The following is a 20,890-nucleotide window of genomic DNA, read 5'->3' as shown; positions in this document are numbered from 1 at the left end:
TTATGTGATATTATTTAAATCATTCCACCATCTATTTTTATAATCTGCCCTGTTAAATATTCACACTTATCACTACATAAAAAAGTTACCATTTTAGCTACCTCTATAGTATTTCCGAATCTGCCAAATGGAATTTCTTCCTCTAATTCTTCTCTTTCTTCCTTTGATAAGAATGAATTCATTTCTGTATTAATTACTCCCGGTGCTATAGCATTTACTCTTACCCCCATTGGAGCTACTTCTTTAGCTAGAGATTTTGTAAATAAATTAATAGCCCCCTTAGTACTAGAATATAATACTTCACATGATGCCCCAGACTCACCCCATATAGATGAAATATTTATTATATTCCCTTTTCCTCTATTAATCATATGTGGAATTGTTTCTTTACTTAAATACATAGCTCCTAATACATTTATTCCAAATATATCATTTATGTTGTTTTCTGAAAAATCCATGAATAATCCTCTAAATGATACTGCTGCATTGTTAATTAATATATCTATCTTACCAAAAGTATCTATTATATAATCTATCATATCTTTGCATACATTATATTTTGATATATCACCTTTGTATAATTTCGAATACCCACCTATATCCTTAATTTCTTTAAGTGTTTCTTCAGCAGATAAATCATTCTTAGAATAATTTATAATTACTGTAGCTCCTTCTTTAGCTAATTCCATAGCTATAGCCTTTCCAATCCCCCTAGAACCACCTGTTATTAATGCTATTTTTCCTTGTAAGTTTTCCATTTTTAACTCCTTAATTTAAATTATAACCATTCCTTAAGTACTCTTTTAATATTTCCATAAAACATTTTATCAATTTCTGAATTCGTAAATCCTTCTTTTAACAATGCATCTCTTAGCTTGCCAATTTCACCTATATTTAAAACTTCAACTTCATTTTCTATTCCATCAAAATCTGTACCAAGTGCTAGTACATCTATCCCCCCAACGTTCTTTATATGTTTTACATGAGATATCATTGAATTAATTGAAGGTATCTTCTCATTACCTAAAAAAGGTGCACAGAAATTCAATCCCATAACCCCACCCTTATTTGCAAGTTTAACTATCATTTCATCAGTTAAATTTCTTGAATGATTTGTAATTGCTCTAGCGTTTGAATGAGTTGCAATAAAAGGCTTTTTACATATATCAACTAAATCATAAAAGCCTCTATCTGATAAATGAGAACAATCTGGTATAATTCCAACTCTCTCCATTTCTTCAACTATTTCTTTTCCTTTTTCTGTTAATCCATAATCTTTATATTTAAATCCAGCATTAGGATATCCAATACTATTCTTAAAATTCCATGTTAGAGTAATAAATCTAATTCCCATATCATAAATTTCTTTTACTCTTTCTACCTTTCCTTCTAAAACCTCTCCCTCTTCTATAGATAGAAATGCTCCAATCTTACCTTTATTGTTTACTTCCTCTAATTCTAATAAATTTTTAACTAACTCTATATCATTTTTATTTTCTTCTAATTCTTTCATGAAATTACTGTACATCTTCTTAAATTCAGTATAAGGATTATCTACAATATTTAACTCTATAAAGTGAGCAAAAACTTGAGCTTTTGCATTAGCTTTTTTTAGCTTTTTAATATCTACCTTACATTCACTTTCCTTTAATTTTAAATTTTCATATAGTAATCTACTTGCAGTATCACAGTGTAAATCAATTGAATACATTTTATTTCCTCCTTAATCTTTCTTCCTTCTTTTCTTCTATCATTCTTATTCTTTCATCTCTTGCCCATAGCAAATAATCCTGTAAATTATTAGGTCCTGTAATCACTTTTCTTCTAACCCATAAAACTCCTGACTCTTGAGATTCTATATTCCATTTAACTAAAGCTATCTTTCCTCTTTCAATCTCTATTGTTGTAATTGCATAGGGTAATATACAACATCCATCATTAAAATAAGGCGGTTCTTTGCATTCTGGCATACGACTATTATGAGTGTGACCACAAAGTATCATTTTACCACTATCTTTTGACCATTTTTCAAGCTTTCTATCAACCTTACTACCTTTTTTATTATTTTTTGCAGGACTTGTAGGATCATTAAAACCTGCTAGTCCATTTAAAAACTTCCATACATATCTTACAAGAAATCTAGATAATAACCAATAAGTTGAATTCATCGGATCTACTTGATGACCATGAGTTACTAAAAACTTTTCATTAGCTGGTATATATTTAAAATTTATTCCCTCCAAAAATTCTATATCCTTTATGAATTTCAAAAAATTTTTCCCATAATTTTTACCTACTTTTTTAAGAGTTCTATATTGAGTATTATAAAAGCTTTCCCTATTCTTTATTATATCATGATTACCATAAATAAGATAAATTCTATTTTCTTCTTTAAATTTATTTAATAACTTGAAAATATCATTATAAATATAAGAAATATCATTACAATTTCTATTTTTCCACAGTTCATCTCCATCTCCAACTTCTACGTAAGTAAATCCTTTTCTATAATAATAAGATAATGCAGTTTTATATATATTTTTATTAGGTAAAAGAGAGTCATAATATGTTCCATCTCCTCTATGAATATCCGAAATAAAAACAAAATTATCACTATCTCCAAATTTAACTTCTTTTGAATTTTCATATAAGTAATTTAATTTTTTCATTATAAAGTCCTTTAAAAATTAATTATTTATATTATATGGTTTATATAACTTTTTTGCTAAAAACATCCTATTTAAATAATCATAACTTATAGATAAATTTAATGTTTTTAGTACAAACTACATTTAAAGTTTAAACGAAAGGAGAAGGAAATTTTTGAAGTTGAAATTAATTAATATAATCTTAATTGCTTTACTTACTTTTAATATAATTCCTATTTCAACTTGTTTAGCCTTTGAAGATGAGTCTAACTCCTCAAAAGTAGATTATTCATCTGATGAGGTAAAAAAAGAATTTAAGGATTTATTAGAAAACTTATTTGCACAAAGAAATACAGCAATAGTTTCAGCTGACACTGAACTTCTTAAGGGATTCTATGATTTAGATATTAAAGTTAGTTTATGGGCCTATGAAAGCGAAGCTAAAAAAACTCAATATTTAATTAATTGGTCAGAAAAACAAGCTGTAAAATTTAAAAATATAGAATCAATAGTAAAGATTAGAAAAGTTGCTGAAAAAGAACCTAACCTTTATGGTGTTATTTGTGATGTTGCAACAGATTTCAATTATTATTACATAGATAGCCCAGAAACTGTTAATCATTTTAGACTTGGAACTAATCATTATTTAAATTTAAAAAAGCAAGGAGATAAATATATTATAACTAAAGAATGGTATACTGATCCCTTTGCAGATTCTTTAGAATTAAAGAATTTAAAATCTGAAGAAATAAAAGAATATATATTAAGCCAAAAAGCTCCCGAATATACTCCTAATGAAAAAATACAAAATGCAATAGATTATGCACATAAATACTGTGGAGTTTCTGAAGATGAAGATTTTACCTTTAAATATAATTCTAACTATAAAGACCATAATCCTGATGGTGGAGATTGTGCAAATTTTGCTTCTCAAATATTATTTGAAGGAGGTGGATTCAACAAAAACTCCACATGGAATTATGCTGCTAAAGCAGGTACAAAAGCTTGGTTAAATGCTCAAGGCTTTAAAAACTATATGGTTAATAGTGGTAGAGCTTCCTATATTGCTAAAGGCTCCTACGAACAAGTTTATAAGGCTGCCTTTAATATGAGGCCAGGTGATTTCGTAGCATATGAGAAGAAAGGAAGAATAACTCACGTATCCACAGTAACAGGATTTGATTCTAAGGGATATCCTCTTGTAACTTGTCATAATACTAATAGGCTTTTAGTTCCTTATGATTTAGGTTGGAGTAACGATAATATTAAATTTCATCTTATACATGTTCACTACTAAAAAAGTGCTTCTATATAATTTTGCTTATTCCGTCACAAGCTCCAAGCCATCGTAATTAATAGAAGCACTTCAAGGCTGAAGGAAAGAAATTGCAAAAAAGTTATTCACATGGTAACATCTTTATAATTTCTAAAGAGTAAAAAAGAGATAAATATTGTATTCATTGATCTGTCATACAATATTTATCTCTTTATACACTAAAGGTAATAATTATTTTTAATTACTCTAAAAATAAAAGTGAATTTTCTGGTAATATTAAATATAAATTTTCTTTATTTTTTCTATTATCCCATTCTTCTTTTTTCACTTTATATAAAATTATACTGGTGTCACTTTTTATATTTGAATTTTTATTTTTAAACATTATGTTATATTCAAATACATCTTCTACTATTTTATCTATTTTACATTCTATAATATTTCTTTTGCTATTTTCACAAATGTTATCGATAATTTCAAAATTATGTGCTCTAATTCCTATATAATTTATTTTATTATTAATCTTTTGTTCAACTTCTAAAGTAATATCCCAATCTAAAGCATACACCTTATTATCAGATATAATTTCACATCTTGAAATGTTTTTACACCCCGTAAGAATTGCTACCTCTTTAATTTTAGGATTTTCAAAAATCTCTTTAGTATTGCCAATTAAAATAGAATTTCCTTTTTCAACTACAACTATATTTTTACAAAATTTATAAACTTCATCTCTACTATGAGTTACCATTAAAACTTCACCTTCATAAATATTTAGAAGCTCTAAAACTTCTGTTTGAAGTTTTTCTTTTAGATATGAATCTAATGCAGAAAATGGTTCATCAAGCATCAATATATCTGGTTTATAAATTATACATCTAGCTAGAGCAACCCTTTGTTGTTGCCCACCAGAAAGCTCATTAGGATATTTTTTTTCAAGTCCTTGCAAATCAAATAAATTAATCATTTCATTTACTTTCTTCTTCTTTTCACTTTTAGATGTAACAAGGCCTATTCCTATATTTTCTTCAACTGTCATATTGGGAAATAAAGCATAATTTTGAAATAAATATCCAATATTTCTTTCTTGAGGCTTTAAATTAATTTTATTCTTAGAATCAAATAATACTTTTCCATTTAACACTATAATACCTTCATCAGGAGTTTCAATTCCTGCAATACATTTAAGTGTCATACTTTTCCCACTTCCAGAGGCCCCTAGGATTCCAAGATAATCACCATTTGTTTCAAAAGAAACATTAAGATAGAATCCCTTTAACTTCTTTTTTATATCTACAAATAAACTCATTATCTTCTTCCTTATTTCAAATATTTTCTTTCTTTTATAGTAAAATAATTTGTTAAAACAACAACTACAAATGAAATCAGAGTAACAATTAATACATAGTTTAAAGCTATATCCATATTTCCTGCTGATACTTCAGAGTAAATTGCTAATGGCAATGTTCTTGTTTTATTAGCAATATTTCCTGCTATCATAGCCGTAGCTCCAAACTCGCCTAAGCCCCTTGCAAATGCTAAAATGCCTCCTGCTGCAACTCCAGGTAGTGCCATTGGCATAATAATACTCCAAAAAATCTTTCTTTCTGACATCCCTAATGTTCTTGCAGCCATAATTAAATTTTTATCCACTTGCTCAAAAGCTCCTCTTGCAGAACGATACATAAGAGGAAATGATATTACTATGGAAGCAATTACAGTAGCAGACCAAGAAAAAACTATTTTAACTCCAAGAAAATCTAATAACATCTTTCCTATAGGTCTATTAACTCCAAAAACAATTAATAGGAAAAACCCCATTACCGTTGGTGGTAAAACTAATGGTAATGTTAAAATTCCATCTAAAATCATTTTCACTTTTTCATACCTTATATTTACAATAAACTTTGCTATAAAAACACCTAATAAAAATGTGAAGATCATTGATATAGTTGCAGTTTTTAACGAAATTATTATTGGCGATATATCCATTACATTCTCCTATTTATTTGATGAAAATCCATAAGACTCAAATACCTTTAACGCTTCATCTGTTTGTAGAAAATCATTAAAAATCTTAGCCGTATATTTATTTTTACTGTTCTTTATTATTCCTATTGGATATATTACTTTAGAAACACTCCCTTCAGGAGCTTCTGCTACAACTTCAACTTTATCATTTGAAATAGCATCTGTTGAGTAAACAACCCCCGAATCAGCACTAGCTTCAGCGACCCAATTTAAAACCTCTGTAACATTGGTTCCTAAACTTGCTTTAAGAACTACTTCATCCCAAATATTTAAATTTTCAAATAATTCCTGAGCATATTGTCCTGCTGGTACACTAGCTGGATCTCCTATAGCAATTTTATCAGATTTTAATATGTCTTCAAAGTTTTTTATTCCATTATCACTTCCCTTTGGGACAATTAGCACTATTTTATTTTCAACAAGCTCCACTATAGATTCATCTTCAATTAGTCCTTCTTCCTTCAATGCATTCATTTGTTTTTTTGCCGCAGACATAAATATATCTATATCTGCACCTTCTTCAATTTGACTTTGTAATTTTCCTGAACTATCATAAGTTGCTTGTACTTTGATATTAGGATACTTCTCATTAAACATAGGAATTAATTTATCATCCATACAATTTTTTAAACTTGCTGCTGCAGCAATGGTAATGGTTACTTCTTTTTCATTATTATTTGTATTATCTAAAGATTGATTATTATTAGTACATCCACTTAAACTGAATATTAATAATCCCATACTTAAAATTAAACTAATTTTCTTTTTCATTTTTATTCACCTTACCTATAAAATAATTATTAACTCTAATATACATTAATTTTTAATTACTCATTTCCTTGTATTTATCTAATGAATCTGCAACTATATTCATAAGTTTTTTTTGATAATTTTCATCACATAACATCTTATCTTCGCTATAATTACTCATAAATCCCATTTCTAATATTATAACTGGTACTGTTGACCAATTAAACCCTGTAATATCACTTCTTTCAAAAACTCCATTTACTTTTATACCTTTATTTTTTAAATCTTCCTTTAATATATTGGCAAATTTATTACTTTCTTCATAAATAGCTTTAGTATTACTTTCCTTACTAGATGGAACTAATATAGTTGCTCCTGTTTTACTTCCATCCTTTAAACTATCGCAGTGGATTCTAATAGTCATATCTGCCTTTGAGTTATTTGCTATTTCAGCTCTTTCGGCATTACTTATATTAACCTCATGACTTTCTCTAGTCATGATAACATTATATCCTTTATTAGATAAAATATCTTTTAATATAACTGATGCTTCTAAATTCACTACATACTCAGCCTTTTTTGTTCCTACTCCTTCTGTTCCTTGCGATACCCTAGGTTTTTTATTTCCTGAACCAGGAGAAACAGATTCTAATTTACTATCACCTTTCTTTTGATGTCCTGGATCAATACAAATAGTAAATTGTTTTTGACTTTCTCCTGCATTATATGCAAAAGATAACTTAGCATTTAAATTTAAAAATACTATTGTTAATAAAAATAAACTTATTTTTCTAAATTTTTTCATTTTAACCTCCAAAATTATAATAATTAATATTATAATTTCCAAGGCTTGTTCAAATTATTCGTTATCATTTATTAACTTAATTAATTGACAATACATCACCCCCATTTATTATAATGTTATTTTTCTCTATAAATGTAATAAAGTTACTTTATCATTATATTAAAAATGGTAAAGTAACTTTAAATTAATCTAAATATTAATTGTAACTTCTACAGGACAGTGATCTGAACCTAAAATTTCTGTATGAATTTTAGCATCTTCTAACTTATCCTTTAAAGAATTTGATACTAAGAAATAATCAATTCTCCATCCAGCATTCTTTTCTCTTGCTTTAAACCTATATGACCACCAAGAATATGCTCCTGTTACATCTGGATAAAAATATCTAAATGTATCTATAAATCCTGAATTTAATAATTCTGTAAATTTACTTCTTTCTTCTTCTGTAAAGCCTGCATTTCTTAAATTAGTTTTAGGATTTTTCAAATCTATTTCTTTATGTGCAACATTTAAATCACCACAAACTACCACAGGTTTTTTCTTATCTAGCTCTAATAAATATTCTCTAAAGGCATCTTCCCAAACCATTCTATAATCTAGTCTAGCAAGTTCATTTTTAGAATTAGGTGTATACACTGTTACCATATAAAATTTATCAAACTCTAAGGTAATAACCCTTCCTTCTTTATCATGCTCTTCTATACCAATACCATATGAAACATTTAAAGGCTCTTCTTTAGTAAATATTGCTGTACCTGAGTAACCTTTTTTTTCAGCATAATTCCAATATTGGTGATAACCTTCTAAGTTTAAATCTATTTGACCTGATTGAAGTTTGCTTTCTTGAATACAAAATATATCTGCATCCATTTCATTAAAATAATCTAAAAAGCCTTTTGTAACACAAGCTCTTATTCCATTAACATTCCATGATATTAACTTCATTGAATTTCTCCTTTATAGTAAAAATATTATATATATATTATAACAGTTTTAACAGGTAAAACATAATAAATCTACATATTAATAATTATATAAAGGGTGTTTTTCACATAAAGTTTTTACCCTAGCTTTTAGACTTTCTATATTAGGATTTTCTACAGAAAGAGCATCATTTATAATAGAAGCTATTTCCTTCATATCTTCTTCATTAAATCCTCTAGTTGTAACTGCTGCTGTTCCAATTCTAATTCCAGATGTTATAAATGGACTCTTTGTTTCATTAGGAACTGTATTCTTATTTACTGTAATACCTATTGAGTCCAATAAAATTTCTGCATCCTTCCCAGTAACATCTTTATTATTTAAATCTACTAAAATCAAATGGTTATCTGTACCACCAGAAACAATTTTAAATCCATACTTCTTTAATTCATTAGCTAATATGCTACAGTTACCTACAACATTATTTATATATTCCTTAAAAGATGAATCTAATGCTTCTTTAAAACATACTGCTTTTGCTGCTATAGTATGTATTAGAGGTCCTCCTTGTATTCCTGGGAAAATAGTCTTATCAAGTTGCTTTGCATATTTTTCTTTGCAAAGTATCATACCTCCCCTTGGTCCTCTTAATGTTTTATGAGTGGTTGATGTAACAAAATCTGCATATGGAACTGGTGATGGATGTGCTCCTGTTGCAACCAATCCTGCTATATGAGCCATATCAACCATTAAATAAGATCCAACCTCATCGCAAATATCTCTAAAAGCTTTAAAGTCAATTATTCTTGAATATGCACTAGCGCCTGCTACAATTAGCTTAGGTTTATGTTTCAATGCAATTTGTCTAACTTCATCATAATCAATTGTTTCTGTCTCTTTATTCACTCCATAAGAAACAAAATTATAAAGCTTACCAGAGAAATTAACTGGTGAACCATGAGTTAAGTGACCTCCATGACTTAAATCCATTCCTAATACCGTATCCCCATATTCAAGTACTGATAAATATACTGCCATATTAGCTTGTGATCCAGAATGAGGCTGAACATTTGCATGCTCTGATCCAAAGAGTTCTTTCGCTCTTTCTCTAGCTATATCTTCAATTTCATCTACTACGTGACATCCACCATAGTATCTTTTGTTTGGATATCCTTCTGCATATTTATTAGTAAGATATGATCCCATCGCTTCCATAACAGCTTTAGAAGCAAAATTTTCAGATGCAATTAATTCAATTCCATCTTGCTGTCTTTTTAATTCCTTATTAATTAATTCGTTAATAACTTTATCTTCCTTTGAAAGATTTTCAAAATTCATTTTATCACCCCAATTTAAGATTTTAGAATATACTTTTTAATAAATTATAAATTTAATTCCAATAATAATCAATTAAAATATGTAATTAATTATTATTTTTATTATTTTTTCTTTTTTATTATTAAATATATAAAGTAGTGTATACTATACAATATTCAATATGTTATAATACCTTAAGAAATTTTAGTTATAAGGAGTATATCTTATGGATTTAAATGAAATACTTCATGTAGCCACATTTGCTGGAAAAATTATGCTTGAGTCCGGTGGAGAAACTTATAGAGCTGAGGAAATCATATGGCGAATATGCAAAATTTACGGTATAGAAGAAGCAGAAAGTTTTGTAACTACTACTGGAATAATGGTTTCAATTTGCCATAACGGGAAAACCCATTCTCTTATCAGAAGAGTTTCAACTAGGACTATAGATTTAAATAAAGTAGATAAGGTTAATGATTTATCGAGAAACATAATTAATAAAGGATTAACAGTTTCAGAATTAAAAGAACAACTTAAAATAATTAATAATGGTGAAAGATACAATGATAAAACAGCTATACTAATTTCTGCTCTAGGTGCATTTTGCTTTGTTTTTCTTTTTGGTGGAAAAGTCCCTGAAGCAATAGCTGCATTTTTTATTGGACTTGTCATAAAGTCATTATCTATAAAATTTGCTACCCTAGAAATAAATCAATTTTTTATTAATAGCATATGTGCAGGAACAACTGCAATAATGGCAATTATATTTTTAAAACTGAACCTTATAAATGATATTGATAAGACTATTATTGGATCTATAATGCTATTAGTTCCAGGTCTTGCTATTACTAATGCTATACGTGACACTATTTCTGGCGATTTATTAGCAGGATCAACTAGAGCAGTTGAAGCTTTTTTAGTTGCAATATCAATTGCTGTTGGAACAGGAGCAGTACTTAGCTTTTGGATTTCTACATTTGGAGGATTATAATGAGTAATGCAACAATGATTACGCAATCGATCTTTGCTTTTTTTGCTACCCTTGGTTTTGGAATATTATTTAACATTAAAGGATATAAACTTTTTTATGCTGGATTAGGTGGTGGTATAAGTTGGTTTATTAGTTTATACTTTGAGAATCTAGGATTTGATACAACTTCTTCCTTTTTTATAGCCTCTATTATTTTTAGTATTTATTCAGAAATAATGGCTCGAGTTTTAAAAACTCCTGTTACCACTTTAATTATTTGTGCATTAATCCCTTTGGTTCCAGGCGGTGGAATGTACTATACTATGTATGAGGCAATCAATGGGAACATTATGGAATCTATTGAATTGGGTTTACATACCATGGCTAATGCTGGCTCCCTAGCATTAGGAATAATTTTTGTATCTACTTTAACTAGACTTTTTATGTCTGCAAAAAAGAAAAGAGAAGTTCGTGAATTAGAAAAATTAGCAAAGAAAAAGCCACATATTTAAGAAATATGTGGCTTTTTCTTGTGTATTATTCTTCTACTGATATTGCACTTACTGGACAGCTGTCGCAAGCTTCTCTTGTAGCATCTTCAAACTCTGCAGGAACATCTCCTTCTTTTGCAGTAGATACTCCTGTTTCTAATGTAAATATTTCTGGACAAATTCCTTCACATAATCCACAAGATATACATGTATTTTCATCAACAAATGTTTTCATAAACCCGCCTCCTTTATTTATATTAAACTTAATTTTCCATAAGCTAACATTTATCTTTCAATAATTATTTATACACTCATTATAGATAATTATAAAAAATTGTCAATAATTTTCATAAGGCATAATCTGCGATAAATATTAGTTGCATCAAATTAAATTGCTTATAATAGTTTTATATCGTATTCTCTACATATTTTCATATTTTTATCATCCCATGTACTTGCTTGAACTTCTCCAATATGAGCTTTATTTAAAAAGAACATGCAAATTCTAGATTGTCCTATTCCTCCTCCAACAGTAAATGGAAGCTCTTCTTTTAATAAAAGCTTATGAAATTCTAATTCTCTTCTATTGTCATTACCAGAAACACTTAACTGATAATCTAATGCTTTTTTATCTACTCTAATACCCATTGATGAAAGCTCTACTGCTCTTTCTAATAATGGATACCAAAATAGTATATCTCCATTTAGGCTCCAATCATCATAATCTGGACTTCTTCCATCATGCTTTTTTCCAGATTTTAAAGTATCTCCAATTTTCATTATAAATACAGCCTTATGTTCTTTACATATAGCATCTTCTCTTTCCTTTGGAGTTAAATCAGGATATATATCTTCTAACTCCTGAGTTGTAATAAAGAAAATATCCTCTGGAAGTTTATCCTCTTCTTTAATCAAATCACTATGAACATATTTTTCAGTTTTCTTAAAAACATCATATATATCTTTAACTATCTCTTTTAATTTTTCTTCATTTCTATCTTCTTTAGTTATGATTTTTTCCCAATCCCATTGATCTACATAAATTGAATGTAAATTATCTAATTCCTCATCTCTTCTAATTGCATTCATATCTGTATATAAACCTTCTCCTACATTAAATCCATATCTATATAGACTTAATCTTTTCCATTTAGCTAAAGAATGAACTATTTCAACCTCTTCGCCAGTTGCTAATATATCAAATTTAACAGGTCTCTCTACCCCATTTAAATTATCATTTACACCACTTTTAGCATCTACAAATAAAGGTGCTGAAACTCTAGTTAAATTTAATTTTTCTGCTAAAGTCTTTTCAAAAAAATCTTTAATTTTCTTAATGTTTACTTCTGTTTCAATTAATGTAGTGTTACTTTTATAATCCTTTGGTACTATTATTCCTTCGATTTTCATAGAAAAATCCCCCTTTAATCTATTAGTAATTTATTTTATAAAATAAAAAAACTTTCATCCTATAAAAGGATGAAAGTAAAATTCCATGTTGCCACCTTAATTCGTTATTATTTCACAATAATAACCTTATCAAGTACATAAGTAAACTTAGATACTCTATCACTATAACAGGTGAACCTGATTACCGCCTACTAGTTGTTATCTTTCGGGGTATAGCTCAGAGATGTTATTCAAATTAACTTTCTTATTCTACTTTCAGCCATGGTAGAACTCTCTTTGAAGATACATTAACTCTACTTCTTCTCTTCATTGCCTCTATATACAATATTTTGTTGAAATAAATAATATCATCTTATTATAAAAATGTAAATACTTTTTTTGAAAATTATTATATTTATTTTACAAAAGTATTAATAGTTTTAATAAGTTGTTTTAAGGTTTCCTGTTCCATTGATCCTTCTTCTATATTTAAGCAATTATTAGCATAATATTCAATAGTTAGTCCTCCGACTCTATTTATAGCTGATCTAATAGCTGAAATTTGTACTAGTATATCTGAACAGCAAACGTTTTTTTCAAGCATACCTTGAATTCCCTTTACTTGTCCTTCAATTCTTTTAAGTCTATTAATAATGTCTTTTCTTATCTTTTCATTTTCTTCTTCCAATTTAATACCTCCATATTACTATACCTCTATAGGGTATCTTTATTTTAACATTTATCTATGTATCTTTCAATTAATAAAAATATATCATTCTATTAAATATAAAATGATATAATTAATATATATTATTATGTTAATTTATTTATAATGTGATACCTTGGAGGTTATTATGGAGAAAATATTAAATATATTTAATAGTCAAAAAAACTTTTTTTATACTAATAAAACTAATGATTTAAATTTTAGAATTAATACTTTAAAAAAACTTAAACTTATTATCAAAGAAAATGAAGAAGAGATAATGGAGGCATTATACAAAGATCTAAAAAAATCGAACTTTGAGTCTTATGCCACTGAAATAGGAATAGTATATGATGAAATTAACCTTCATATAAAAAAACTAAAATCTTGGGCAAAAAGGGAGAAAAAGAAAACTCCTCTAATACATTTTCCTGCAAAAAGTTATATATATAAGGAACCTTATGGCGTTGTTTTAATCATCGGACCTTTTAACTATCCATTTCAGCTTATTATAGCTCCTTTAATAGGTGCTATTTCCGCTGGAAATTGTGCAATAATTAAGCCTTCTGAAAATAGCCAAAAAACTGCTTTACTTCTAGAGAAACTAATAAATAATAACTTTGATGAAAGCTATATTTCAGTTATTGATCCTTTAGGTGGAAAGGAAACTGTTTCTTATTTATTAGATTTAAAATTTGATTATATATTCTTTACTGGAAGTGTACGAGTTGGCAAAATTATTATGGAGAAAGCCTCAAAAAACCTAACTCCTGTTACATTAGAATTAGGAGGGAAAAGTCCTTGTATAGTAGATAGCACAGCTAATATAGACTTAGCTGCTAAAAGAATTGTATGGGGTAAATTTTTAAATTCAGGCCAAACTTGTGTAGCTCCTGATTATATATTAGTTGAAAGCAGCATTAAAAATAAATTATTAAAGGCCTTAGCAAAAGAAATTACAAGCCAATTTGGAAATGATATTAAATCTAGCCCTGACTTTCCTAGAGTTATAAACAAAAACTCATTAAATAGGCTAAAAGAATATCTTACTGATGGTGAAGTATACTTTGGTGGCTCTTTTTATGATGAAGATCTATATTTAGAACCTACCATTCTAGTAAATATTAAGGATAACTCTAAAGTTATGGAAGATGAAATATTTGGTCCAATTCTACCTATTGTAGAATATTCAACTCTAGATGAGGCTATAAAATTTATTAGATTAAAAGAAAAACCATTAGCCTTATACTATTTTTCAGAAAATAAATCCTCTATTGAAAAAGTATTATTAAATATTTCTTCTGGAGGATCAACTATTAATGATACTATTATTCATGTTGCTTCTTCCTACATTCCCTTTGGTGGTGTAGGTACTAGTGGAATTGGTCAATATCATGGTAAGGCAAGTTTTGAAACATTTTCCCATAAAAAATCAATTATAAAAAGAGGAACTTTTTTTGAGCTTCCTATTAGATTTGCCCCATACAACAATAAGCTTTCCACTATAAAAAAACTTATGAAATAAACAACTATATTTCTTTTTATTTGAAAGACTCTAATATATAAAGTATTATTAATATATAAATATATTTATTTAGGAGGATTTATGAGAAATTTTAATTACAAAAATGATACAGAAATTATCTTTGGCAAAAATACTGAAGAAAAAATCGGTAAGGAAATAAAAAAATATACTAATAAAATTTTACTTCATTATGGTGGAGGTAGTATAAAATCTAGTGGATTATATGATAAAGTTATTTCATATTTGAAAAATGAAAATATTGAAATAGTTGAACTTTCTGGAGTTAAACCTAACCCAAGGCTTTCTTTAGTTAAAGAAGGTATTGAAATTTGTAGAAAAAATAATATAGACTTTATCCTCGCTGTTGGAGGAGGAAGTGTCATAGATTCTGCCAAAGCAATTGCTGCTGGAGTAAATTATGATGGTGATGTTTGGGATTTATTTATAGATACTTCTATTAATCATCCTTGTTTAAATGTTGCAACTATATTAACTATTCCAGCAGCCGGTAGTGAAACAAGCTCTGGTTGTGTTATAACTAACGAAGATGGGTGGTATAAAAGAAGTACTGGCCACCCTTCTCTAAGACCTGTTTTTTCAATTATGAATCCAGAACTTACTTTTACTCTACCAAAATATCAAACTTCTTGTGGGATTTCCGATATGATAGCCCATATTCTTGAAAGATACTTTACTAATGAAAAGCATGTTGACTTAACAGATAGATTATGCGAAGGTACTTTAAAAGCTATAATTGAAAATGCTTTAAGATTAAACATAGACCCTAATGACTATAATGCAAGAGCTGAAATTATGCTATCAGGCATGATAGCTCATAATAACTCTTTAAGTATGGGAAGAATTGGTGATTGGGCAACTCATGATATTGAACATGAACTAAGCGGTATTTATGATATAGCACATGGTGCAGGGCTTTCAATACTTTTCCCTGCTTGGATGAAATATGTATATAAACATGATTTAAATAGGTTTGCTCAATTTGCTAATAGAGTATTTAATATTGATATTAATATTAACAATCTTGAGGAAACTTCTTTAAAGGGGATAGAGGCACTTGAAAACTTCTTTACTGATATGGATTTACCAACTAGATTAAGTCATGTAGATATTGATGATAATCGCATTGAAGAAATGTCTAAAAAACTAGTTGCTTATTGTGATCATGTTGGTAACTTTGTAGAAATAAGAGAAAAGGAAGCTTTAGAAATATTTAAATTAGCTTTGTAATTTTTACTTACAAATTAAACAAAATGGAGCTGCTTATGTCAGTTCCATTTTGTTTTTATATAAGAATAATCCCTATGCTGATATACTTTTATCTTCTTTATTTTTCTTACTGAAAGTCTTTTTATAATAATATAATTTACATATAAATATATTGGCTATTATTATGAAAATTATGACTATTGCATATAACATAAAAACTTCTTCTGGTAAAACTTTTATAATAGGATCTGTTCTTTCATCAAAAATCCAATAGTCATTATTAAAAAATATCTTATGAAATATAATAAATGCTTTTGAAAAATCAATAAATATAGCTGATAAAAGTACAACTATTATACATGTAAGTGTATTAACTCCATAATTAAATAGCTTATAAATATTATTTTTTTTCTTTTTATTTCTTCTTATAATAAATAAAATAATAAAAAATATTAAAATTATAAATGTTAAAAGATAAATTGATAAAAATATTTTCTTGACTTCATAAAAATGAAACTCTCCATTATTGCTCATAGAAAAATTTTCAAACTTCAACTTATCTACAAATGGATTTTGTAAATAATTAATTAATGTACTATAATCCTTAATAAGCATTTCTTTAGATACTTGTCCAACTTTATCTAAGTTATATTTATCTATAGACAAATTATAAATAAACTTTAAATTTAAAGATATAATAGTTGAAATTCCTATAGTAAATAATGCTACTAAAACGCCATAAAAAAAATTTTTAATGGCTTCTAATATTCTCTTCATATTCCCATCCCCCAATTACTTATTTATTTTTTATTTAATAATAACATAAAATTTATTATATATACAAAAAAGAAGGTTACCCCTTCTTTTTTAGATAAATTTCTTAGACTTTATAAATTCAAGTCTAATATGTAGATTTTTTATTATCATATTAAATAGATTTTTCTTTAAATTTCCAAAATATAATTGCTCCTAACAATAAAGCTCCACAAATTGCAATAAACACTAAAAATAATGGATTTGTAAAACTACCAAAGAAAATTATAAGTGATCCTACTGATGCTAATATTGGATTAATTTTACCCTTCCAAACTCCTTTAATTTCTCCACTTAAACCCATTTTAAAAACTTTGAAATACAATAATATGTATAATAAATAATTTACAGTTATAGATATTTCAGACACATCTGCATTTGGTAAATAATTATTTTTTTGAGTTATATAATGAATTATTAAACAAACTAAAGTTATTATAAAAGCTATAATTGCTGAATAAATTGGCATTCCTATCTTTTCATTAATTTTTTTTATTTTTTCAGATTTAGGAAACATACCTCTAATTGCTAATGAATAAGGCATTCTTATATGACCCATAATAAGTCCATTTAAAGTTCCTAAAATTGAAACAACTACAAATGTTAATATGATTTTAGCACCCCATGCACCAAATAACATATTAGCTGCTAAATTAACGTGTGCATCTTCTAAAGCCATTATTTTTTCAGGTCCTACATATATACTAATTCCAACAAAATACAAAACGTATATTATTAATATAAATAATGGAGCAATTACTAAAGCTTTTGGAAGATTCTTTTTTGAATCTTTTATTTCATGTCCAATAGATGTAGCTATTATCCAACCATCAAAAGAAAATGCAATTGGAGCTATTGCTGCCATCCATGTTGCTGACTTCATATGAGTAACATCACCAATATTAATTACATTTGGATTTCCAAAAAATACACCAGCTAATGCAATCAATATTAAAGGAATAACTTTAATGACTGTCGATACATTTTGAAAATAGCCACCTAATTTTCCTGATAATATGTTTATAATATAAAACATTACTATAAATACAAATCCAATAGCTATATTAATAGCTAGTCCACCATCAATTCCAAATAACATACATATATATATTCCTGCAACCCATGAAACTACAGCAATTAAAGTTGGATAATACAAGAATGTATGAAACCATCCAAATGCACATGCTGCAGATTCATTATAAGAATATTCTGCATATGTTATTATTCCCCCTGGTCTACTTTCCCTAGAAGCAAGCTCTGAAATAGTTAAACTTCCAAATATAATTCCCAAAGCAGCTATGGAGAAAACTATAACTCCTAGACTTATACTACCATTTGTTGCAACAAGTATATTATCACTCTTAAAAAATATACCTGATCCAATTACTATACCTACTATCATACCTATGGCAGTAAATAAACCATATTCATTTTTCTTCATAATTCCACCTCAATTTTAATATAATATTCTATAATGCCAAATTTATATGTACAATATATCATATAAATAAAAAAATTAGAACAATAAATTTATTATAATTAAAATTTTTTAAAAATATTTAATTTAACTCTTTATAATTAAATTAAATAATTTTTATTTCTATAAAAATTGTTCCAGTATATAATTAATCTATAAAATAAATTTTACAGGAGATTATTATGAAAAATATTTTATTTTATTATTTAATTTTAATTAATACTATTGCTTTTATTACTATTTATATAGATAAGAGAAAAGCTATTAAACATAAGTGGCGAATCAAGGAATCATCTTTATTTTTATTATCAACTTTAGGAGGAAGCTTAGGAACTCTTTTAGGTATGTATACATTTAGACATAAAACTAAACACTTAAAATTCACAGTAGGAATTCCATTAATTTTAATTCTTCAAATTTTAATTTTTATCTTTAAATAACAATAATAGAAATATATCATAGTGCTTGCTCCGTCGCTTTGCTCCAAGTCGCCACACTATGATATATTTCTATGTTATTGAATATCTTTTTTTGCATATAAATTTGATGTTATATAATACGAAGATAAAATTAATGTAATTATACAAAGCATAATTAGTGCTATAAAAATATTGTTATTAAAATTTATTGTAGCTAGAATTTTAGTTAATTCTGTTGAGTATACTAAAGGAAAAACTGTTAAAAATACTAAGGCAATTCTTCCTTTTTCGAAACCCAATAATATCTCTAAAGGAATTAATATGCTCATCATAAATATTCCTATCCCAGCTATCGTTAACATTAATGCCCATAACGGTCCTAAATCTCCTTTATTAATGATTGTCATATACATATATATTATAGATGATATCATCATTGATATTATAGTATTAATTCCTACAAATATATATTTAGATAAAATATATTCGTTACTTTTTACCGGCAATGAATGTATTAAGTAGTTTGATTTGCTTTTTTCTTCGTAAAATGCTGAATTATAACAAGTTGCCATTATAAAGAGAACACCTACAAATTGAAGCATATTTGGTTGTGTAAATACCATAAATATCGCTATAGCTAATATTATTCCCATATATTTTTTTAATGCAAATACAGTTTCGAACTGTAATAATATTAAATTTATAATTCTACTCATACTATTCCCTCCCTGTATAATAGACCATAATATCTTCTAGTGTAGCCTTTTCATATATTACTTCTTTGCCAAATATCTCAAAGGCTTTTGCCTTGTTAGCTGTTAGGCCTTCAAAGTTATATCCACTTGTTTTAATTGATACAAATTCCTTTTTTGTATCTATATCCAAAATTTCTTTTTTCCCCTTAATAATTGAATGGCTTTCTAATATTAAATCTTTTTCTCCATATAATATTAGCTTACCTTTATAGATAAAAATTATATAATCAGCACACTTTTCTAAATCACTAGTTATATGAGTTGAATAAAAAACAGTACTATCTTCATTTTCCATTTGCTCTTGCAAAACTTCTAAAAATTCATTTCTAACTACTGGATCTAAATTTGCAGTAGGTTCATCCATTATTAAAACTTTTGGCTTTCTAGCTAAAGCCATAGCTAATTCAAATTGTTTCTTTTTACCTTTAGATAATTTTCCATAAATAGAATCTTCATTAATATTAAATTTATTAATCAATTTATTATAAAGGTCATTATCCCAAATTTTATAAAATCTTGAAACTGAACGTTTAATATTTTTGACCTTATTTTCTTCTAAAAATCCATATGTATCTCCTACAAAGGAGACTGTTTCTTTAATATTTACATTATTAAATATATTCTCTCCAAGAACTAAAACTTCTCCTGAGTCAATATTAATCATATTCATAATAGCTTTAATTGTAGTTGTCTTTCCTGAACCATTAGGCCCTATAAAACCAGTAATATATCCTTTCTTTACAATTAACTCTTTAATATCTAACTTAAAATTTTTATATTCTTTTTCTAAACCTCTAATCTCAATAGCTTCCATATTTAAACCTCCCCATATAAGCTTCTTATTATATCTAATGTTTCTTCTAATGTTAATCCTATTGCTTTAGCTGATATTAAAGCATCTTCTAATTTATTTTCTATCTCATACATTGCCACTTCTCTTAATCTTTCATTATTTGCTTCAGCTACAAATGTCCCTTTTCCTACTACAGTTTTTATAAACCCTTCTTTTTCTAACTCTTCATAAGCTCTTTTAGTAGTTATAATACTAACCTTCAATTCCTTTGCTAAAGTTCTAATAGATGGCAAAGGCTCCCCTGGCTTTAAAACCATATTAACAATTTGATTTTTTATTTGACTTTCTATTTGTTCATATAATGGAATTTGCGAAGAATTACTAATGATAATATTCAATTTTTCACCTCCAAGTGTATATAAAGTGTATATATTACCTATATACATATATTAATACCAATATACATTCATGTCAATAATAAATCTAATCTTTTATTTATCGAGTAGGAGGAAAATAATTATTTTATTTTCCGTCCTCTCACACCACCGTGCGTACCGGCCTGGTACACGGCGGT

General features: G+C 27.2%; 23 protein-coding genes and 1 other annotated feature. Of the genes, 6 read left to right on the top strand and 17 right to left on the bottom strand.

Features of this window, described 5'->3' with window-relative positions:
• Nucleotides 1–14 precede the first annotated feature (14 nt).
• The 3 genes from ymfI to ACQPVP_RS14150 are packed head-to-tail and all read right to left on the bottom strand — an operon-like array spanning nt 15 to nt 2,669.
• On the bottom strand, nt 15–758 hold the full coding sequence (ymfI, locus tag ACQPVP_RS14160) for an elongation factor P 5-aminopentanone reductase (RefSeq protein ID WP_430851000.1): 744 nt from the start codon (nt 756–758) through the stop codon (nt 15–17).
• Nucleotides 759–778: 20 nt separating this feature from the next.
• Nucleotides 779–1,711 (bottom strand): dipeptidase, encoded by a 933-nt coding sequence (locus ACQPVP_RS14155; RefSeq protein WP_430850998.1) that lies wholly within the window; start codon nt 1,709–1,711, stop codon nt 779–781.
• A gap of 1 nt (nt 1,712) precedes the next feature.
• Entirely contained in the window at nt 1,713–2,669 is a 957-nt protein-coding gene (locus tag ACQPVP_RS14150) for a metallophosphoesterase (RefSeq protein ID WP_430850996.1), read from the bottom strand.
• Nucleotides 2,670–2,823: 154 nt separating this feature from the next.
• Here ACQPVP_RS14150 and ACQPVP_RS14145 point away from each other — a divergent pair, with 154 nt between their 5' ends.
• A complete protein-coding gene (locus ACQPVP_RS14145) occupies nt 2,824–3,945 on the top strand; it encodes an amidase domain-containing protein (RefSeq protein WP_430850994.1) in 1,122 nt (373 codons plus the stop codon).
• 220 nt (nt 3,946–4,165) lie between these two features.
• Here ACQPVP_RS14145 and ACQPVP_RS14140 read toward each other — a convergent pair whose 3' ends face one another.
• The 6 genes from ACQPVP_RS14140 to glyA form a co-directional block, all read right to left on the bottom strand.
• The gene (locus ACQPVP_RS14140) at nt 4,166–5,233 is read right to left on the bottom strand and encodes a sulfate/molybdate ABC transporter ATP-binding protein (RefSeq protein WP_430850992.1); all 1,068 of its coding nucleotides are present in this window, start codon (nt 5,231–5,233) and stop codon (nt 4,166–4,168) included.
• A gap of 11 nt (nt 5,234–5,244) precedes the next feature.
• Nucleotides 5,245–5,916: a molybdate ABC transporter permease subunit gene (gene modB, locus ACQPVP_RS14135; protein WP_430850990.1), complete on the bottom strand. Its 672-nt coding sequence runs from the start codon at nt 5,914–5,916 to the stop codon at nt 5,245–5,247.
• Between the two features lie 9 nt (nt 5,917–5,925).
• Nucleotides 5,926–6,726, bottom strand: a complete 801-nt coding sequence (gene modA, locus ACQPVP_RS14130; RefSeq protein WP_430850988.1) for a molybdate ABC transporter substrate-binding protein — start codon at nt 6,724–6,726, stop codon at nt 5,926–5,928.
• Between the two features lie 52 nt (nt 6,727–6,778).
• The gene (locus ACQPVP_RS14125; RefSeq protein WP_430850986.1) at nt 6,779–7,510 is read right to left on the bottom strand and encodes an N-acetylmuramoyl-L-alanine amidase; all 732 of its coding nucleotides are present in this window, start codon (nt 7,508–7,510) and stop codon (nt 6,779–6,781) included.
• A gap of 189 nt (nt 7,511–7,699) precedes the next feature.
• A complete protein-coding gene (locus ACQPVP_RS14120; protein ID WP_430850984.1) occupies nt 7,700–8,455 on the bottom strand; it encodes an exodeoxyribonuclease III in 756 nt (251 codons plus the stop codon).
• 78 nt (nt 8,456–8,533) lie between these two features.
• Nucleotides 8,534–9,772: a serine hydroxymethyltransferase gene (gene glyA, locus ACQPVP_RS14115; RefSeq protein ID WP_430850982.1), complete on the bottom strand. Its 1,239-nt coding sequence runs from the start codon at nt 9,770–9,772 to the stop codon at nt 8,534–8,536.
• A gap of 205 nt (nt 9,773–9,977) precedes the next feature.
• On the opposite strand from glyA, the gene ACQPVP_RS14110 reads away from it, so the two are divergent.
• Nucleotides 9,978–10,742 (top strand): threonine/serine exporter family protein, encoded by a 765-nt coding sequence (locus tag ACQPVP_RS14110; protein ID WP_430850980.1) that lies wholly within the window; start codon nt 9,978–9,980, stop codon nt 10,740–10,742.
• 14 nt (nt 10,743–10,756) lie between these two features.
• A complete protein-coding gene (locus ACQPVP_RS14105; RefSeq protein WP_430851075.1) occupies nt 10,757–11,233 on the top strand; it encodes a threonine/serine exporter family protein in 477 nt (158 codons plus the stop codon).
• A 25-nt stretch (nt 11,234–11,258) separates the two neighbouring features.
• Here the strand turns inward: ACQPVP_RS14105 and ACQPVP_RS14100 are convergent, their stop codons facing one another.
• The 3 genes from ACQPVP_RS14100 to ACQPVP_RS14090 all read right to left on the bottom strand — a co-directional run bounded on the left by ACQPVP_RS14100 (nt 11,259) and on the right by ACQPVP_RS14090 (nt 13,289).
• Complete coding sequence (locus ACQPVP_RS14100) at nt 11,259–11,447, bottom strand: ferredoxin (protein WP_430850978.1); 189 nt, start codon at nt 11,445–11,447, stop codon at nt 11,259–11,261.
• Between the two features lie 161 nt (nt 11,448–11,608).
• Nucleotides 11,609–12,622, bottom strand: a complete 1,014-nt coding sequence (gene asnA / locus ACQPVP_RS14095) for an aspartate--ammonia ligase (RefSeq protein ID WP_430850976.1) — start codon at nt 12,620–12,622, stop codon at nt 11,609–11,611.
• A 62-nt stretch (nt 12,623–12,684) separates the two neighbouring features.
• Nucleotides 12,685–12,941: a binding site (T-box leader), on the bottom strand.
• A gap of 75 nt (nt 12,942–13,016) precedes the next feature.
• On the bottom strand, nt 13,017–13,289 hold the full coding sequence (locus ACQPVP_RS14090) for a metal-sensitive transcriptional regulator (protein WP_430839101.1): 273 nt from the start codon (nt 13,287–13,289) through the stop codon (nt 13,017–13,019).
• A 166-nt stretch (nt 13,290–13,455) separates the two neighbouring features.
• On the opposite strand from ACQPVP_RS14090, the gene ACQPVP_RS14085 reads away from it, so the two are divergent.
• Together ACQPVP_RS14085 and ACQPVP_RS14080 are read left to right on the top strand one after the other, a co-directional pair.
• Nucleotides 13,456–14,832 carry an aldehyde dehydrogenase gene (locus ACQPVP_RS14085; RefSeq protein ID WP_430850974.1) on the top strand — a complete coding sequence of 459 codons (1,377 nt, stop codon included), beginning with the start codon at nt 13,456–13,458 and terminating at the stop codon, nt 14,830–14,832.
• 81 nt (nt 14,833–14,913) lie between these two features.
• A complete protein-coding gene (locus ACQPVP_RS14080; RefSeq protein ID WP_430850972.1) occupies nt 14,914–16,080 on the top strand; it encodes an iron-containing alcohol dehydrogenase in 1,167 nt (388 codons plus the stop codon).
• Nucleotides 16,081–16,152: 72 nt separating this feature from the next.
• Here ACQPVP_RS14080 and ACQPVP_RS14075 read toward each other — a convergent pair whose 3' ends face one another.
• Nucleotides 16,153–16,836 (bottom strand): TIGR01906 family membrane protein, encoded by a 684-nt coding sequence (locus ACQPVP_RS14075; RefSeq protein ID WP_430850970.1) that lies wholly within the window; start codon nt 16,834–16,836, stop codon nt 16,153–16,155.
• 151 nt (nt 16,837–16,987) lie between these two features.
• Nucleotides 16,988–18,313, bottom strand: a complete 1,326-nt coding sequence (locus tag ACQPVP_RS14070; protein WP_430850968.1) for an APC family permease — start codon at nt 18,311–18,313, stop codon at nt 16,988–16,990.
• 218 nt (nt 18,314–18,531) lie between these two features.
• Between ACQPVP_RS14070 and ACQPVP_RS14065 the strand changes: the two genes are divergently transcribed.
• Nucleotides 18,532–18,789: a DUF1294 domain-containing protein gene (locus ACQPVP_RS14065; RefSeq protein WP_430850966.1), complete on the top strand. Its 258-nt coding sequence runs from the start codon at nt 18,532–18,534 to the stop codon at nt 18,787–18,789.
• Nucleotides 18,790–18,863: 74 nt separating this feature from the next.
• Here ACQPVP_RS14065 and ACQPVP_RS14060 read toward each other — a convergent pair whose 3' ends face one another.
• The 3 genes from ACQPVP_RS14060 to ACQPVP_RS14050 are packed head-to-tail and all read right to left on the bottom strand — an operon-like array spanning nt 18,864 to nt 20,714.
• The gene (locus ACQPVP_RS14060) at nt 18,864–19,484 is read right to left on the bottom strand and encodes an ABC-2 transporter permease (protein WP_430850964.1); all 621 of its coding nucleotides are present in this window, start codon (nt 19,482–19,484) and stop codon (nt 18,864–18,866) included.
• A 1-nt stretch (nt 19,485) separates the two neighbouring features.
• Nucleotides 19,486–20,337, bottom strand: a complete 852-nt coding sequence (locus ACQPVP_RS14055; protein WP_430850962.1) for an ABC transporter ATP-binding protein — start codon at nt 20,335–20,337, stop codon at nt 19,486–19,488.
• A 2-nt stretch (nt 20,338–20,339) separates the two neighbouring features.
• Complete coding sequence (locus ACQPVP_RS14050) at nt 20,340–20,714, bottom strand: GntR family transcriptional regulator (RefSeq protein WP_430850960.1); 375 nt, start codon at nt 20,712–20,714, stop codon at nt 20,340–20,342.
• Between the last annotated feature and the right edge of the window lie 176 nt (nt 20,715–20,890).

This window comes from Clostridium nigeriense, from assembly GCF_050585265.1.
Lineage (GTDB): Bacteria > Bacillota > Clostridia > Clostridiales > Clostridiaceae > Clostridium > Clostridium nigeriense_B.
The sequence above is the reverse complement of the archived record's forward strand: the minus strand, read 5'-3'. Positions and strand labels throughout refer to the sequence as shown.